At 68.0% G+C, this 15,486-nt stretch carries 19 protein-coding genes; 6 read left to right on the top strand and 13 right to left on the bottom strand.

What is annotated here, in order from left to right; translation table 11 throughout:
• Window positions 1–2 precede the first annotated feature (2 nt).
• Both D0Z08_RS25755 and D0Z08_RS25750 read right to left on the bottom strand, forming a co-directional pair.
• Window positions 3–662 (bottom strand): response regulator transcription factor, encoded by a 660-nt coding sequence (locus D0Z08_RS25755; protein WP_118928153.1) that lies wholly within the window; start codon window positions 660–662, stop codon window positions 3–5.
• Window positions 659–1,813, bottom strand: a complete 1,155-nt coding sequence (locus D0Z08_RS25750; RefSeq protein ID WP_182481492.1) for a sensor histidine kinase — start codon at window positions 1,811–1,813, stop codon at window positions 659–661. The genes D0Z08_RS25755 and D0Z08_RS25750 overlap by 4 nt, the downstream gene beginning before the upstream one ends.
• Window positions 1,814–1,971: 158 nt before the next feature.
• Here D0Z08_RS25750 and D0Z08_RS25745 point away from each other — a divergent pair, with 158 nt between their 5' ends.
• Window positions 1,972–2,622: a hypothetical protein gene (locus D0Z08_RS25745; protein WP_118928151.1), complete on the top strand. Its 651-nt coding sequence runs from the start codon at window positions 1,972–1,974 to the stop codon at window positions 2,620–2,622.
• Here the strand turns inward: D0Z08_RS25745 and D0Z08_RS25740 are convergent.
• Window positions 2,579–3,049: an MOSC domain-containing protein gene (locus D0Z08_RS25740; RefSeq protein WP_220454348.1), complete on the bottom strand. Its 471-nt coding sequence runs from the start codon at window positions 3,047–3,049 to the stop codon at window positions 2,579–2,581. The genes D0Z08_RS25745 and D0Z08_RS25740 overlap by 44 nt on opposite strands.
• A 63-nt stretch (window positions 3,050–3,112) precedes the next feature.
• Between D0Z08_RS25740 and D0Z08_RS25735 the strand changes: the two genes are divergently transcribed.
• The 3 genes from D0Z08_RS25735 (at window position 3,113) to D0Z08_RS25725 (ending at window position 4,363) form a co-directional block, all read left to right on the top strand.
• Window positions 3,113–3,604: a cupin domain-containing protein gene (locus D0Z08_RS25735; RefSeq protein ID WP_118928150.1), complete on the top strand. Its 492-nt coding sequence runs from the start codon at window positions 3,113–3,115 to the stop codon at window positions 3,602–3,604.
• Between the two features lie 42 nt (window positions 3,605–3,646).
• Window positions 3,647–4,003 carry a hypothetical protein gene (locus D0Z08_RS25730; protein ID WP_118928149.1) on the top strand — a complete coding sequence of 119 codons (357 nt, stop codon included), beginning with the start codon at window positions 3,647–3,649 and terminating at the stop codon, window positions 4,001–4,003.
• Window positions 4,004–4,105: 102 nt separating this feature from the next.
• Complete coding sequence (locus D0Z08_RS25725; RefSeq protein ID WP_118928148.1) at window positions 4,106–4,363, top strand: DUF4190 domain-containing protein; 258 nt, start codon at window positions 4,106–4,108, stop codon at window positions 4,361–4,363.
• 183 nt (window positions 4,364–4,546) lie between these two features.
• On the opposite strand, the gene D0Z08_RS25720 is transcribed toward D0Z08_RS25725, so the two are convergent.
• The 5 genes from D0Z08_RS25720 to D0Z08_RS25705 form a co-directional block, all read right to left on the bottom strand.
• On the bottom strand, window positions 4,547–5,218 hold the full coding sequence (locus D0Z08_RS25720) for a Type 1 glutamine amidotransferase-like domain-containing protein (protein WP_118928147.1): 672 nt from the start codon (window positions 5,216–5,218) through the stop codon (window positions 4,547–4,549).
• A 150-nt stretch (window positions 5,219–5,368) separates the two neighbouring features.
• Window positions 5,369–5,581, bottom strand: a complete 213-nt coding sequence (locus tag D0Z08_RS31760; protein WP_147381539.1) for a hypothetical protein — start codon at window positions 5,579–5,581, stop codon at window positions 5,369–5,371.
• 236 nt (window positions 5,582–5,817) lie between these two features.
• Window positions 5,818–6,651 (bottom strand): S1 family peptidase, encoded by an 834-nt coding sequence (locus tag D0Z08_RS25715; RefSeq protein ID WP_182481491.1) that lies wholly within the window; start codon window positions 6,649–6,651, stop codon window positions 5,818–5,820.
• Between the two features lie 107 nt (window positions 6,652–6,758).
• A complete protein-coding gene (locus D0Z08_RS25710) occupies window positions 6,759–7,559 on the bottom strand; it encodes a hypothetical protein (RefSeq protein ID WP_118928145.1) in 801 nt (266 codons plus the stop codon).
• Window positions 7,556–8,128, bottom strand: coding sequence for an RNA polymerase sigma factor (locus tag D0Z08_RS25705; RefSeq protein ID WP_118928144.1), 573 nt, complete (start codon window positions 8,126–8,128; stop codon window positions 7,556–7,558). The genes D0Z08_RS25710 and D0Z08_RS25705 overlap by 4 nt, the downstream gene beginning before the upstream one ends.
• Window positions 8,129–8,532: 404 nt before the next feature.
• On the opposite strand from D0Z08_RS25705, the gene D0Z08_RS25700 reads away from it, so the two are divergent.
• Entirely contained in the window at window positions 8,533–9,771 is a 1,239-nt protein-coding gene (locus D0Z08_RS25700; protein WP_118928143.1) for an IS110 family RNA-guided transposase, read from the top strand.
• Window positions 9,772–9,854: 83 nt separating this feature from the next.
• Entirely contained in the window at window positions 9,855–10,307 is a 453-nt protein-coding gene (locus D0Z08_RS25695; RefSeq protein WP_118928142.1) for a hypothetical protein, read from the top strand.
• 53 nt (window positions 10,308–10,360) lie between these two features.
• Here D0Z08_RS25695 and D0Z08_RS25690 read toward each other — a convergent pair whose 3' ends face one another.
• From D0Z08_RS25690 to D0Z08_RS25670, 5 genes are all read right to left on the bottom strand, one after another.
• Window positions 10,361–10,744: a DUF6578 domain-containing protein gene (locus D0Z08_RS25690; RefSeq protein WP_182481490.1), complete on the bottom strand. Its 384-nt coding sequence runs from the start codon at window positions 10,742–10,744 to the stop codon at window positions 10,361–10,363.
• Window positions 10,745–10,863: 119 nt separating this feature from the next.
• The gene (locus tag D0Z08_RS33175) at window positions 10,864–11,727 is read right to left on the bottom strand and encodes a hypothetical protein (RefSeq protein ID WP_245994500.1); all 864 of its coding nucleotides are present in this window, start codon (window positions 11,725–11,727) and stop codon (window positions 10,864–10,866) included.
• A gap of 76 nt (window positions 11,728–11,803) precedes the next feature.
• Complete coding sequence (locus tag D0Z08_RS25680; RefSeq protein WP_425454074.1) at window positions 11,804–13,039, bottom strand: IS110 family RNA-guided transposase; 1,236 nt, start codon at window positions 13,037–13,039, stop codon at window positions 11,804–11,806.
• 296 nt (window positions 13,040–13,335) lie between these two features.
• The gene (locus tag D0Z08_RS25675) at window positions 13,336–13,863 is read right to left on the bottom strand and encodes a hypothetical protein (RefSeq protein ID WP_118928140.1); all 528 of its coding nucleotides are present in this window, start codon (window positions 13,861–13,863) and stop codon (window positions 13,336–13,338) included.
• A 140-nt stretch (window positions 13,864–14,003) separates the two neighbouring features.
• A complete protein-coding gene (locus D0Z08_RS25670; RefSeq protein ID WP_118928139.1) occupies window positions 14,004–15,260 on the bottom strand; it encodes a metal-dependent hydrolase family protein in 1,257 nt (418 codons plus the stop codon).
• Between the last annotated feature and the right edge of the window lie 226 nt (window positions 15,261–15,486).

The following is a 15,486-nucleotide window of genomic DNA, read 5'->3' as shown; positions in this document are numbered from 1 at the left end:
ACTCAGCGCCGTTCGGTGCCTTCCCCGGGAACGACCAGGCCCGATTCGTAGGCGACGACCACCAGCTGGGTCCGGTCGCGCAACCCGTGCCGGTTCAGCACCTCGCTGACATAGCCCTTCACCGTCGTCTCGGCGAGGTGCAGCGCGCGGGCGACCTCCGAGTTCGAGAGTCCCCGCGCGACCAACCGCACGACCTCTGCTTGGCGCTCGGTCAGGTGCATCGCCGGCACCGCCGATCGGGAGGACGCGAGGCGCTGCTCCACCAGGCGCCGGGTGATGTTGGGGGCGAGCACCATCCCCCCGCCGGCCACCGTGCGGACCGCGTTCCAGAGCTCGACCCGTGGACTGCTCTTGAGGACGAACCCGCGCGCGCCTGCCCGGAAGGCGTCCGCCACGGCCTCGTCGGTCTCGACAGTCGTGAGGACGAGGACGGCTGGGCTGTCCGGCGCGGCGGTGAGTCGCTCGGTCGTCGCGATCCCGTCCAGCACCGGCATCCGCAGGTCCATGAGCACGATGTCCGGACGCGACGCCGCGACCACGTCCAGCGCCTCGCGCCCATCGCCCGCAGTGCCGACGACGTCGATGTCCTCGGCGCCGGACAGGATCGCGACAAGGCCCTCACGCACCAACGTCTCGTCCTCGACGACGACAACGCGGATCATCGGCCAGCACCCGGAAGCGTGGCCTCGACCACGTAGCTCCCGTCATCGGCCTGCCCCACCGCGAGCTCACCGCCCAGTGCTTCGACGCGGTCGCGGAGGCCCACCAGGCCCCGTCCGGTGCCGCCGTACGTGGACCGGTGCGCCGCCCCACTGCTGACGACCCTCAGCGTGGCGTGGTCCTCGTCGCCGACGACCTCGACCCGGAGTCGGGGCGTACGGCTGTGGCGCAACGCGTTGGTCATCGCCTCCTGGACCACCCGGTAGGCAGCGAGATCGACGTCGCGGGTGAGCTCCGGGAGCTGACCGTGCCGAATGAGCTCCACGACGGCACCGGTGGCGCGGACGCCGCCGACCAGGGCGTCGAGGCGCGCCAAGCCTGCGGTCGCGGGGTCTGGTGCGTCGGCCTCCAGCAGCGCCAACAACGCCTGCAGCTCAGCGAGCGCGTCCCGGCTGGTGTCGGCGATCGCGGCGAGCGACCGCTCGGCCGCGCCCGGATCGGAGCGTACGACGGTCGCGCCGGCCTCAGCAGTGACGGCGATCAGGGTGACGGCGTGCGAGACCACATCGTGCAGCTCGTGCGAGAGCCGCCTTCGTTCGGCGGCGACCGCTTCGGCAGCCTCGCGCCGGAGGTCTTCGTTCACCACCGCCATCCCGGCCAGTGCGCGGCCTCGACGGCCGAATGCGGCCCCCAAGCCCGCCGGCACTCCCAGGAAGAGCAGGAGCGTCGGCGGAACGTTGGCAAGGCTGTCCGACGGGTCCAGGGCGATGGATACCGTGACGGAGAGTCCGAGCATCCCGAGCCCGAGGACGAGCTCCCGACGCGACTCGAGGCCGCCGACGTAGAAGGCAGCGACGATGATCGCGATCAGCACGCCGATCTCGTCCGGAGACTCCGTCGACGCCGATTCGACGGCCAGGCCTGTCGCTACCCACGCAGCGGTGAGCGCGGGCTGATGCCGTCGCCCGACAAGACCGAGCACCGTCGTGACGGCGATGACGGTCCGCAACAGGTCCAGCTCGCCACCTGCGGCGGCAGTCTCGATGGCGGCGACCATCGCGAGTGGCACTGGCAGCCACAGGTCGCGCAGGAGCGCCCGCCAGTGGCTGCCTGCTTCCACGAGCGGCGGCGCTCCCGCTGTCTGGGTGCTCACGTCGAGGACGCTAGCCGCCGGAGGGCGGGCGCGGAGCCCTTCGCAGGAAGGATGCATCCCCGCCGCGAGTAGGGGCGTGACCCTCGCGCGACGGGTGCCGGGCGGCCCCGAACCATCCCTAGCGTCGGGGCATCTCGACCGATCACCCAGGAGATGTCATGACCACCAGCCCCACCCGCGTCGTCCTCACCCTCGCCACCGTCGGCCTCACGGCCGTCCTGACCTCATGTGGCGCCGACGACCCAACCACTGACGACACCAGCAAGGACCCTTCCTCGATGACGACATCCGTGGCCGAGCCTCTGGCCATCACCGATCACGTCCTGGATGGGGACAGCCTCCCGGGTTTCGAGCCCGAGGGACGCCCGCGAGCCGAGGACCTGCACGCTTTCGCAGAGGCGCACGAGAAGACGCCTGCAGAGCTGCGGGAGTCAGGATTCCTGTCAGGGTCATCGCTGTTCTTCACCGGCAAGGGTGACGACTTCGCGATCTCCGTGGCGGTGGCCTACGCGGACCGAGCGGCCGCAGATGCCGAAGCGAATCGGCTCTTCGCCAGCAACACCGAGGGCGGTGATCCGTCGACAGAGGTGATCCCGCTCGAGGTCCCCGGAGTGCCTGGCGTCCTGGCGGCCTCACTCGTCGGGTCACAGGGCGAGAAGGAGTACACCGGCGTCGAGGTCGTGTTCGTCGACGGCGCAGTGCTGCACGAGGTGTTCGCCGTCGGCGAGTCGCGACGGTTCGACCTCGACGCCGTGGTCGCGTCCGTCAGGGACCTGTACGACGAGGTGGCGGGTCGCCCTCTCCAGTGATGCGCAGGGCGTCCCCCACGTTGACCGTCCCACCCTCGAGAACGCGGTAGACGGTGCCGGCACGGCGCCTGAGCGCCTCCTGGGCGCCGGCGCCGATGGTGTCGTCGAGCAGCTTGCAGGGTGCCGCGACGCGGACGGCCTCGAGCAGGACGTCGCCGATCCGGAGTCGCGAGCCGGGCTCCCTGGGGATCGTGCCGTGGCTGACGGTGATGTTGCGGCGGGTCAGGTGGGACGGGACCTCGTCGCCGAACACCGTCGCCGCCTCGTCGAGGCTCTCCCTGCTCTGCACGGTGACGTGCCGGTGCTTGGTGCCGTGGTAGCGGTCCCCCACGATCCCCTTGCCCGCCTCGACCTCGACGTGTTCCTTCGCCTGCATCGGGAGACGGGCGCCCTTGGCGACGTGGATCGAGACGACGGTCGGAGTCACGACGGAAGTATCCCCGGCGGCCGGCACGGAAAACGGGTTGCCCGGACCCTTAGGTTGAAGGGCATGTCGTACCCACCCCCGCTCTACGACGGCGACTCGGGCGAGATCTCGGCGACCATCCGACCCGGCACCGCCGCGCCCGACCTGGTCTACCCGAACGGCAACCGCGTCACCTACCTTGCGACCGGCGGCACCACCGGCGACCTGTTCGGGCTCTACAAGTGGGATTTCTCCGAGGCGGTCAGCGGTCCTGGCGCCCACTTCCACCGGACGATCGCAGAGTCCTTCTACATCCTCACCGGCGAGGTGAGCGTGTACAACGGCCGCGCCTGGGTGAAGGCTGCTCCCGGTGACTTCCTGCACGTGCCGCCCGGCGGCCTGCACGGCTTCCGCAACGAGTCGGGAGCGGAGGCGTCGATGCTGCTGCACTTCGCGCCGGGTGCGCCGCGGGAGGCCTACTTCGAGGGCCTCGACCGGCTGGCGCGCGGCGAGGAGTGGACGCCGGAGGAGTACGACCGGTTCATGGCCGAGCACGACAACTTCTGGACTGACTGACCGGTCAGGCACCGCATAGCAGGCTCGGACTACGGTGTTGCCATGGCTCGTTACGAGGTCAACGACGCGGCCGTGGCCAAGGCGCGGGCGCTCATCGCGAGTCGGCAGTACGTGCTCGACAGCGACTGGGGCGACGTACAGCCCGGCGCCGAGGCCGGCAACGCCTTCCTCGAGCGCAACTCGTGGGATGACTACGCCGCCTGGCACCTGGGTCTGACGGTCGGTGCCAACGACGAGACCAAGGCGCGCTACGCCTTCGTGTACGGCGACTTCCGCCGGGTCCACCGCACCGGCCTCATCGCCTGCGTCTACCGCGCCGCCGAGTGGCGCCACAAGAAGGTCGAGCTCGCGGCGCACGACCTCCTGCAAGAGCTCGACCGGGTCGCCGGGATCGAGTGACGCGGGGGCGGGCGGTCGGCGTCGTAGAGGCTTCGGCGCGCCCGCGCCTCTTCACTCTGAAGTGGTGGCGCTGCGCCTGGCCGGAATGAGAGGCTCGGCGCCATGAGCGAGATGGTGTACACGACGAGCGGGCGCGCGCACCCCGACACGTCAACGATCTTCGTGCTCGGCCTCCTGGGCATCCTTGGTGGCGTCATCTTCGGTCCCTGTGCTTGGTACTTCGGCGACAGGTTGCTGACCAAGTACGACGCCGAGCCACACCGCTGGGGCGCACGGAGCTGGGCGCAGGCCGGACGCACGATGGGCAAGATCGGGACATTCCTGATCCCGGTCTGGCTCGTCCTGTTCGTCGTCACGTAGCCGAGGACGCGCCAATGCCGTCCTTGCCTGACGCTCTCTCGTGACATGACCGGCGGCCCGCCGGGGTCACGTCGAGCGATCTGGGTACCTCCGCCCTGCAGGGCCGCGCCGCCTTCGGCGCCTGATCGGCAGCAGGCAAGAGTCTCCGGGCGCAGCTGACGCTTCGCCAGTTCCCTCGCCGAGCTAGGGGCGCAGCAGTTTCCACTGCCCTTCGGAAACAACGTCGACCGCGCCGTCCGCCACCCTGATGGCCGTCTGGTCGTCGATGGCGTACGCCGGACCATCGATCCCGTTAGCCCACTTCTCAGCCACGGGCAGGGTGTTCTCCGGCATCATCTCGTGATTCAGATGCGGGAAGATCGAGAAGTCGACGAGACCGAGCGTGCGGTCATCGGGCGCGGACGGCCACTCAACGAACTCGGCACCGATCCGCGGCGTCATCACCATGCTGCCGGCACTCAATCCCACCCAGACCTTGTCCGGCAGTGACGGCAGGAGCTCCGCTAGTCCTGACTCTCGCATCCAGTGGCACAAGTACGTCGCGTCCCCGCCGTCCACCAGCAGCACGTCGGCCTCACGAACCCACGGCACCCATCGCTCCGCGCCGACGGTGGGCAACGCGGTGAGTTCGAGCACGCCCACCGACTTCCAGCCCATGCCGGCCATGAGCCGGGGCGGCGCGCCGACGACGAAATCCCGCACGCCGACGGGACCGCACATCGGGTTCGGGTGCCCCCACTGCGTCGTCGGGACGCAGAGAGCATCGGACTCGGCAATCGGCTTGCCCAGCAGCTCGATCAGCGCCTTCTCGATGCTCGGGTTCGTGACGCCGCCAGAGGTGAGTAGGAGTTTCAAAGGTGCCTCCTGGTCCGGGTGCGGTTTGGGTAGCGGTGTACGGACCGCTCACCAGCAGAGAACTCATCGGTGAACGTGAGAGCGGCTTTTCCAAGTGAGGACGCCCGGGGCCCACGGCCGGCCGCAGGCTCCGCCGGCCGGCACGAATGGCTAGGGGCGTGCCAGCCTGATCCCGTGCGCTACAGCACCTGTGATGAGCAGGTAGAGGCCCGGGGCTGTGAAAGCCACGGTCAGCACGATGAAGAACTCGGGATCTTCATTGACGTTGACGAACAACATGCCGCCGACGGCCATGAGCACAGTGCCCACGACCGCGCAGAGCAATGGTGCGGTCGGAGCAGTCGTGTCAGGCTGATGAGTCATGCCCGCGAGTATGCCGGGACCGTGTCAGATCCGGGCCCCAGAACAGCGCTGACGATCGCCAGGAGGGCGTAGATTGCGGCGCTCGCCACCACCGCCTCGGAGGCCGCCGTTCGCCACCAATGCCGCGTCCTTCGCTCTGCTGGGCCTGCCTTGGAGCGCGGCGTTTCGGCACCCGCACACTCGCCGCGGCAGTAGCGTGCAGCTCCGCGAGCACGCCAGGCGGCAGTCGCGTGCGCTTAGTTGCTGCCCGCCTGACGAGCCTGGTGCTGGTCGATCATGCCCTGCACCGTCTCCAAGACGGTCGATGCCTTGTAGACGACACCGATATCGAGGAGTTCGTTGACATACGGGATCGAGTGGGCCGAGGTCTGGAGAACGGGTACCGCGCGCTGATGGACTGCTGCAACTACCCCGAGGAACAGCAACTGCGGTCCGAGCCCAAGATTGATGTTGCCGTGCTTGTCCGGGACCGAGGCCGGGACGTAGAGGAATACTGGGCTGCCGCTAGATCCGGGAAAGACCGATGCGTCGATGAGGAACACGGGCCGGCCTTCGTAGTCGACGGACAGAGCGGTTGCGGCGTGCCCTCGTCGAACGATGGGAAGCAGGGAACTGGTGTCGAACAGCCCGTTGGGGTAACCGATGAAAGTGACCGGCTCGATCGGCTCAAAATTCTCCAATGCGGCCGGGGTGGCCGCGTACTCGGCTGGGATCGACCGGTAGAAAAGCCTGACACCCTGTGCCTTCAGTTGGTCCACGGTGCCGCCGATACCGAGGGCCGCGACGTCGATATCCGGGTCCGAGTGACCGAAGAACGATGTGGGGCTACAGGACACGACGAACTCTTGCCCGAGCAGCGGGGACTGGCCGTCTGGCGTGCTACGGATGAAGTGCAGTTCGACCTCACTAGCGCCCTCGATGACGTGCTTGTTCGTCACCACAACGAGAGCCGAGTGAGTCTCGTCGATGTCTGCCTGGAAGACGAAACCGGTTCCCCTCCCAGTTCCCCCGGGAACCTTCGTCGTGATGCGGACGGTAGCGAAGAGCAACTGCTCGATCGGTGATTTCACTTGCACCCTCGTGCACCTCCTTCGACTCTGCTCGCCACGTTAACGGCTTCCTCTAGTCGGCAAGACCGAGCGCCACTGCCGATTAGTGCGCGCGCGTCTGTTGGACGTCAGCCGGTGGTGCGTCGGGTGCTCCCGTCGGCGATGTGCACGGTGTACGACCACGTCTCGGCCGGGTGGTCGGAGTTCTGCTCAGTGGACGGCCACCACGCAGCGAACCGGTTGCCGACAACCGAGGCCTCGATGTCGAGCCCCGAGGAGGTGTGCACGGTGACACCGGTGACGTCGCTGCCCACATACCCCTCGGTCCGGGTGAACCATCCCTCGTCGGTGCTGCCGTCCTGGCTCGTGGTCTCGTCGATGCGGTCGCTCACTAGGGTCGGGGGCGCGGCGGGGTCCGGGGTGTAGCTCCCGAAGAAGTCCTCCCCGTCGGCGATCGTGTGCCCGACACTGTCGTCGGGCATCAGGCAGACGGCCTCGATCCCTGGGCCGGCGAGCAGTACGTAGGTCCATTCGCCACGTCGTTCTGCTATCGCAACGCGCCCTCCGTCTGGTGCTCCGAGGGTGGAGCGGCAGGTGGTGGCGGCCTCGGCCGCGGCCGGGTCCGACAGGGGTTCGGGCGTAGGCGTCCACGATCCGTACGCCTCGCCTCCATCGAGCAGCAGTCCAGGGATGGCGACGCCGGCGACCGCGGCGGCGCCGGCCAGGCCGACCGTCACCAGCAGTCGACCCCGACGCCTGTGCGGTCGGTTCGGCTCGACCGGGATGGGTTCGTCGGTGGGCGTCGCCACGATGCGGGCGAGTGTCGCGTCGGCACGTTCACGCTCCGCCTCGGTCAGGTCGGTCCTCGGTGCGCCGTCGAGGTGTCGCAGAGCTGCGGTGATCACGGTGTCGGTGGTTTGGCTTTTCATCGGTGGCTCCTCTCGGAGGCTGGGTGGCCGGGCAGGGGGTCGCCGGCGGTGGTGGAGTCGACATGGCGTCGCAGGGTGCGCCGGGCACGGGACAACCGCAGCCGGAAGGCGGTGGATGAGATGCCCAGCACCGCCGCCGCCTCGGGCGCGGTGAGCCCGTCCAGCACAGAGAGTGCGATCGCCTCCTGGTCAGTCGCGCTCAGTAGCGGCCAAGCCGCGGCGACGTCGACCCGGCAGCTCACCAGATCCGGGTGGAGGCCTTCATCGGCGGGACCGCGCCGGACCTCAGAGAGACGGACCGTTAGGGCATCGTGCCTGTCCTCGCGGCGCCGGGTGTTCTGGAGGGTTTTGCGGGCCACGCCGAAGAGCCAGGCGCGCGCGGCCGACAGGTCGGCGGGCACATCGTCGAGGCGGCGCCACGCGACGAGCATGACGTCGCCGAGCACGTCCTCGGCGTGAGTGGAATGGACTCGTCGGCGTACGAAACAAAGCAGATCGACGTACGCCGCGTCGTAAAGCTCCCGGAAGCGTTGTTCACGCTCCCGCGGCGACGGTGTCGTGGATTCCATGCTCTGTTCCTGTCCAGGATGGCACGAGTGTGTCACCCGACTTCGCCACAAGACCAAGGTCTATTGATCCTGATCCTGGGTTCTAGCGCGGCGGCTGAGTTGACAGATGACTCGCCCGCTCACTGGGCGAAGGTCTATCCGTCGGTGGTTGTCGTCGGGCACGTTGAGTGGTGTCGGCGGTGTGGGCCGCCGGTGCATTCCCTGGTTCCCGTTGGGTCATCGCCGCGCCCGCAAGACCGCGGGAGGTCCTGCAATAGATATGCGAGGCCCGACGGCCCAGGACACGCCGACTGGCGACAGGGCTGAGCGCCACCAGAGCGCCGATCAGTGAGCGACCGGCAGTCGTGTCCCGAACCGTCGGGAGTGCCCCATCTGCTGCTGCAACAGCAAAGGAGAGCACATCAATGAGTGTCGAACACGAAGCGATCCAGGAGAAGAGGACTCAGCTCACCGCCGGGATCGACTGGGCCAGCGCCGACCACGCGGTGGCGATCGTCGACGCCGCCGGAGTGCAACAAGACCGGTTCGTCATCCCGCACACCGGCACCGGTCTACGCCAACTGGTGCGGCGACTGCGCCGCGCCCGTGTCTGGGGCGTGGCGATCGAACGACCCGACGGTCCGGTTGTCGACGCGCTGCTCGAAGCCGAGCTGACAGTCTTCGTGATCGCACCGAACCAGCTCAAGAACCTCCGCAGCCGCTACGGGTCGGCCGGAAACAAGGACAACAGTTTCGACGCCTACGTCCTGGCCGACACGCTGCGCACCGACCGCCCCCGGCTCCGCCCGTTGACCCGCGACAGCGAAGCCACGATGACCCTGCGGATGACCGTCCGGGCCCGCCAGGACCTTGTCGCCGCCCGGGTGGCGATGGCCAACCAGCTCCGCGCGCACCTGCAGACCACGCTGCCCGGCGCGATCGGCCTGTTCCGCGACATCGACTCCGCGATCACCCTGGCGTTCTTGACCCGGTTCCCCAGCCAGGACAAGACCGACTGGCTCAGCCGGACCCGGTTGCGCAACTGGTTGCGCTCGGTCGGCTACAACCGCCAGGCCAACCTCGACCGGCTCTGGACCCCCCTCAACAACGCCCCGGCCGGCACCCGCGGCCCGGAGGCAGCCGCCCGCGCCCACGTCACCTTGGCCATGGTCGCCGCGCTCACTAGCCTCCGCGCCCAGATCAAAGCCCTCGAAGCGCAGATCGCCGTCCAGCTCGCTCAGCATCCCGATGCCGCGGTCTTCACCTCACTGCCCCGCTCCGGCACCGTGCGCGCCGCCCGACTACTGGCCGAGATCGGCGACGCCCGCGGCCGCTACCCCACCCCTGAGGCCCTCATCTGCCTGGCCGGCGCCGCACCCTCGACCAAGCAATCAGGCAAGGTCAAGGTGGTCACCTTCCGCTGGGCCGTAGACAAGCAACTCCGCGGCGCCGTGGTCGACTTCGCCGGCGACAGCCATCACGACAACCCCTGGGCCGCCGACCTCTACCAACGCGCCCGCGCCCGCAACCACGACCACCCCCACGCCGTGCGGATCCTGGCCCGAGACTGGCACCACGTCATCTGGCGCTGCTGGCAAGACGGCGTCCCCTACGACCCCGCCAAACACCACGCTCTACAACGCGTCCTCGCATCGACGGCTTGACACAGGGCTACTACTGCCGCATGGTCTGCGCGAAGTTGCGGGATAGTGGACGTGGCCGCCGTGGCGCGTGCGACCATCGATCTGTGCGTTCTTCCGCCGTTGCCGCCGCCATCCTCGGGATGGGAATCATCATGACGGCCTGCGGCGACGACCAGCCTGCTTCCACCGATGCCGTCCAGTCCGTACCCTGCCTTGACGAGTATCAGCCGCTCGTATTGGAGCCCAGCACTGCGCAACCGGGTCAACGGCTCGTCGTGCGCTATCCCTCGCTGGCACCAACGATGGGGCAGTTGTTTATGAGCCGAATTTCCAGCGGCGAGTGCACCCCGAAGTTCGCGCTGTTTCTCAAAGGCGACGAAGGCGCGTGGGCAGAGGCCGAGGGACCAGTCGTGATGATGTCGGGCGAGTTCAAGCGAATCGCGTCTCACCCTGCGGTGGTCCCCGATGCTGCTGAGCCGGGGACCTACGAGGTGTGCGCACCCGCGCCGCGACCCGGGAAGATTCCCGCTTGCGCCGTGCTCACCGTCGAAGAGTGAGCGCACAGGGCGGCAGTAGCGTGCGCATCACCAGCGCTTGAGACGCCGGCAGTTCAACCCTCGACTGCTCGCTGAATGTCAGTCAGAGTTACGAGATAACCAACGAAGTCGACACCGTCCTCCTCCGGCTCCCAGCCATCCGCTTCGAAAATCGGACGTACCTCCACCGTTCCAGGAACCACGTGGCCCTGGGCGTGGCGACAGCGGTAACGCTCGATGCGCGTGACCGTGCCAGTGTGATCGACCGTGTCCTCTGCTCGACGAGCGTGCCGATCGACCGCCATCGAAACCGAGGCCGCGGTGTCGGCTCCAGTGAGTTCCATGAACGCTGCAATGTTGAGTTGGCCGCTCATCGGCCACGTCACGTTCAGTCCTACGGTGAAGGGCTCACCACAGCACTGCACCTCATAGGCGTCAACCCAGACGAGTGCGTCCATGCCAGCATCGTGTCAGGTGGTCTCCCACGTTTCGTAGCCACTTATCGGTGGAGTCGCGCACTCGCCGCGGCAGATGAGCGCGCTTTGGCGCGGGGATTCTGGCCTCGTCCCCAAGGCAGTTAGAACGTCACTGGCTCCCACGCAGCCGTCTCGCGCCAGCCCTGCACGTCAAAGGCCCAACCCGCCATGAGTGCATGCGCAGCTCGCATGTCAGCAACGGTGGTGCGGAAGTGACGGTCTGCCCCGCCCGCGCGGTACTCGACCAAGTAGGTGCCATCGCCATTTCGGCTCGACTGCGCGTACGTGTGACCGCTGGAGTCGCGCAGGTCGTCCACAATCACGTAGCCGCAGCGCCCTGATTCAACGTCCTCGAAGAGCAGAAACAGACTGTCCTCGGACGGATCGTCGATCGTCTCACCCGACTCGAGAGTCGCCCGATGCGTAGCCTCCATCGGATCCGCTAAGGAGCGCGGAGAGTCATCGCCAGGTTGATGCTTCCTCTTGAAGAGTCGTGCAAACCAGCCCGATCCCTGCGCCGGCTGCTCCGCTTGAAGGTGCTGGGCGAGTGCCGCGTATGCGGATGCCGACACCATGGAGGCGGGGACCGCCTCGGCATCCGGAAGCAGCTGCTCGATCTGAGGGTCGAAGCAGACGAGGCCTAAGGAGTCGGCGATGTCTGCGAGCTCGTCGCGCGCAAGCTCCGCACCCGAGAAGGTCATCGGGAAGTAGATGAGGTCACCTACCGCCTCGCCCGCCAGAGGCGACGACGCCCACGGGCACTCTGGAGCCGAGTTGTCGTCCAACTCCGGGAAGCGGGCCAAAGCAGCTTCGATGAAAGCCTTGATTGCTTCGGTCGGGGCGGCGGGTTCACCGGCGCCGTCGAGGGCCTTCTCCATCGAGTCCATGCGGCGCTCGTACTCGGCGGACGCATCGGCGTTAGTTGCGGGCTTCGGGCCATCCCAGACAGCCAGGTCGTACGACATGCTCCGCATCGTGACACCCCGCTCGCCGCGGCGTAAGCGATTGGGACGAACCATCCGCGGCAGTAGTAGCCCTGTGTCAAGTAGTGGTGGCGAGGACGCGTTGTAGGGCGTGGTGTTTGTCGGGGTCGTAGGGGACACCGTCTTGCCAGCAGCGCCAGATGATGTGGAGCCAGGCGCGGGCCAGGATGCGGACGGCGTGGGGATGGTCATGGCCGCGGGCTCGGGCTCGTTGGTAGAGGTCGGCGGCCCAGGGGTTGTCGTGATGGCTGTCGCCGGCGAAGTCGACCACGGCGCCGCGGAGTTGCTTGTCTACGGCCCAGCGGAAGGTGACCACCTTGACCTTGCCTGATTGCTTGGTCGAGGGTGCGGCGCCGGCCAGGCAGATGAGGGCCTCAGGGGTGGGGTAGCGGCCGCGGGCGTCGCCGATCTCGGCCAGTAGTCGGGCGGCGCGCACGGTGCCGGAGCGGGGCAGTGAGGTGAAGACCGCGGCATCGGGATGCTGAGCGAGCTGGACGGCGATCTGCGCTTCGAGGGCTTTGATCTGGGTGCGAAGTGCGGTGAGGGCGGCGACCAGGGCCAGGGTGACCTGGGCCCGGGCGGCGGCTTCGGGGCCGCGGGTGCCGGCCGGGGCGTTGTTGAGGGGGGTCCAGAGCCGGTCGAGGTTGGCCAGGTGGTTGTAGCCGACCGAGCGCAGCCAGTTGCCCAGCCGGGTCCGGCTGAGCCAGTCGGTCTTGTCCTGGCTGGGGAACCGGGTCAAGAACGCCAGGGTGATGGCGGAGTCGATGTCGCGGAACAGGCCGATCGCGCCGGGCAGCGTGGTCTGCAGGTGCGCGCGGAGCTGGTTGGCCATCGCCACCCGGGCGGCGACAAGGTCCTGGCGGGCCCGGACGGTCATCCGCAGGGTCATCGTGGCTTCGCTGTCGCGGGTCAGCGGACGGAGCCGGAGGCGGTCGGTGCGCAGCGTGTCGGCCAGGACGTAGGCGTCGAAGCCGTCGTCCTTGTTGCCGGCTGACCCGTAGCGGCTGCGGAGGTTCTTGAGCTGGTTCGGTGCGATCACGAAGACTGTCAGCTCGGCCTCGAGCAGCGCGTCGACCACCGGGCCGTCGGGCCGTTCGATCGCCACGCCCCAGACGCGGGCGCGTCGCAGTCGCCGCACCAGCTGTCCTAACCCGGTGCCGGTGTGCGGGATGACGAACCGGGTCTTGTTGCATCCCGGCGGCGTCGACGATCGCCACCGCGTGGTCGGCGCTGGCCCAGTCGATCCCGGCGGTGAGCTGAGTCCTCTTCTCCTGGATCGCTTCGTGTTCGACACTCATTGGTGTGCTCTCCTTTGCTGTTGCAGCAGCAGATGGGGCACTCCCGACGGTTCGGGACACGACTGCCGGTCGCTCACTGATCGGCGCTCTGGTGGCGCTCAGCCCTGTCGCCAGTCGGCGTGTCCTGGGCCGTCGGGCCTCGCATATCTATTGCAGGACCTCAAGGGTCTTGCGGGCGTGGCGATGACCCAACGGGAACCAGGGAATGCACCGGCGGCCCACACCGCCGACACCACTCAACGTGCCCGACGACAACCACCGACGGATAGACCTTCGCCCAGTGAGCGGGCGCTCAGACGGAAACCCAGCAATACACGGATTCGTTGCGTGCGCGTGCTTCCCGGGCTAGCTGAGCCAGGTCCTGGAGCAGGGCGGTCAACTCCTCGGGATCACCTGCGCCCCAGAACTCCTCGGTCTGGGACCAGGGAACTGCTACCTCAGCGAGGCGGTCAGCCTCTGCCTGGGCGAGAGCGTCCACGAGCCCATCGGTCAGGGTATGCACCATCCCCTCACCGCCGTCGCGCACCGCCAGTGAGCGCCCCCAGCGCGGGTCCTGCTCGATATCCTCGTAGGGACGGCCTGTGAGCAGTTCCTCCAGCGTGCCGGCTTGCACGACGGGATCAATGCCGGTGTCTCCCACGGTGGGGTAGGCAGGTCCCTCGGGAACCGTCTCGGCCACCTTCGAGCGGCGTCGGAACAGCCCTCGCCGGCCCGACTCAGTTATGGCCGCGCCCGCCGCTGCGGGGCCACCGAGGCGGTCGATGGTCGCGGCAGCGTCCGCGTCATTGGGAGCGGCAAAGTAGTCGAAGAGAACCCCCATGCCCCGCATCGTAGATAATGGGGCGCCCGCTACTCGGCAAGACCGAGCGCCACTGCCGATGTGCGGATGTCCGCTTACGAGGCGGGGACCCCGCGTTGGAGCCCACCCCGCGGACTGGGTACTCACCGAGGGCGGGCTGATTAGGACGGAGTGTCCTGTCTGGGTTGCTTCAACTGGGTCCCGTGCTTCCACACGCCGGAGATGTTGCCGGGATCCGCGAGCAGTGCGATGTCGTGGAGCGGGTTTCCGCTCACCGTGATCACATCGGCGTCCCAGCCCTCGGCGAGCACACCGGCACGGGGTGCCTGGGGGCCGAGGGTGGCGGCGGCGTTCGCGGTGGCCGCGGCAATGGCATCGGAAGGTGAGAGCCCGGCCTCGACGAGGAGTGGGAGCTCTGCCCCGTTCTGGCCCCAGGCCACCGGCAGGTCGGCGCCGCTCTGGTAGACGTCGGTTCCTGCGGCAATGGTGACACCGGCCTCGTGAGCACGAGCAACCGCTTCGGCATGGATGCTGGCGATCGCCTCCAGCTTGCGGTAGTTCTCGGCGCTCAGCCCCGAGGCGATCCCCGCCTTGAACAGCTGCACGACGATGTAACGGGTTGGCACGAGAATGGCGCCAAGTTCACGCATCGCGGCGCATGCCTCGTCGTCGAGATAGGTCCCGTGCTCGATGGTGCGGGCCCCCGCCTCGAGAGAGGCCATGATGCCGGGTTTGCCGTGGCAATGCGCCATCACGACGCGGTCCGCGAGGGCTGCGGTCTCGACGATGGCGCGCAGCTCGTCGGAGCGGAACTGCTGGTGAATCGGGTCGTCGATCTCCGAAAGCACCCCTCCAGACGCACAGATCTTGATCACCTGGGCGCCCAGTCGCAGCTGCTCGCGCACGGCCCGGATGCAGTCGTCGACCCCGTCGCAGACGCGCAGCTCTCCGGAACGACTGGTGAGATCGTGCACCCAGTCGAGGGGGATGGTGTGCAGGTCGCCGTGCCCACCGGTCGTCGACAAGATCGCACCGGGTGCATAGATCGACGGACCGCTGACGGTGCCCTCACGAACGGCCCGGGCCAGATGGACACCGATTCCACCTGCCTCCCGCACGCTGGTGAAACCGGCCTGCAGTGCGGCTTCCGCGTCCTTGACCGACCGGGCCGTCCGCAACGGGAGACTGTCGGTGTAATACGTGCCCAACCCGGTAGCACGCATACCAAGGAAATGGCCGTGGCACTCCCACATGCCTGGCATCACAGCCGGGGACCGGACGAGATCGGCTCCGAGGATGTCAGGTGCGTCCGCAGTTGGACCTGCGAACAGGATCTTCTCGTCGAACACCACGGAACCCTGGGAGATCGGGTCACCGCGTCCGGGAATCAGCACGTCGGAGTCGATGCGCGTGGTCATGCGTCCAAGCGTCACCGAAACCGGACCCCCTTGTCACCCGGCAGCGCACCGGAGCCCCCATCATCCGCTCATGCCGCCCTGCGTGCGCGGAGCTGCACGCTACTGGCACCCCTCTGTGTCAAGACGCAGTCGGTAGCGGGGTTCTAGGGTGGGGTCTGGCGGGTCCGGGAAGTGGCTTGTCCGAAGAGCCGGTGTGGGGTTGTGAGCCGGTCGCGCTGGAGTCAGA

Origin of the sequence: Nocardioides immobilis (genome assembly GCF_003515065.1) — a bacterium.
Classification (GTDB): Bacteria; Actinomycetota; Actinomycetes; order Propionibacteriales; family Nocardioidaceae; genus Nocardioides; species Nocardioides immobilis.
This window is presented reverse-complemented; position numbering and strand designations above follow the sequence as displayed.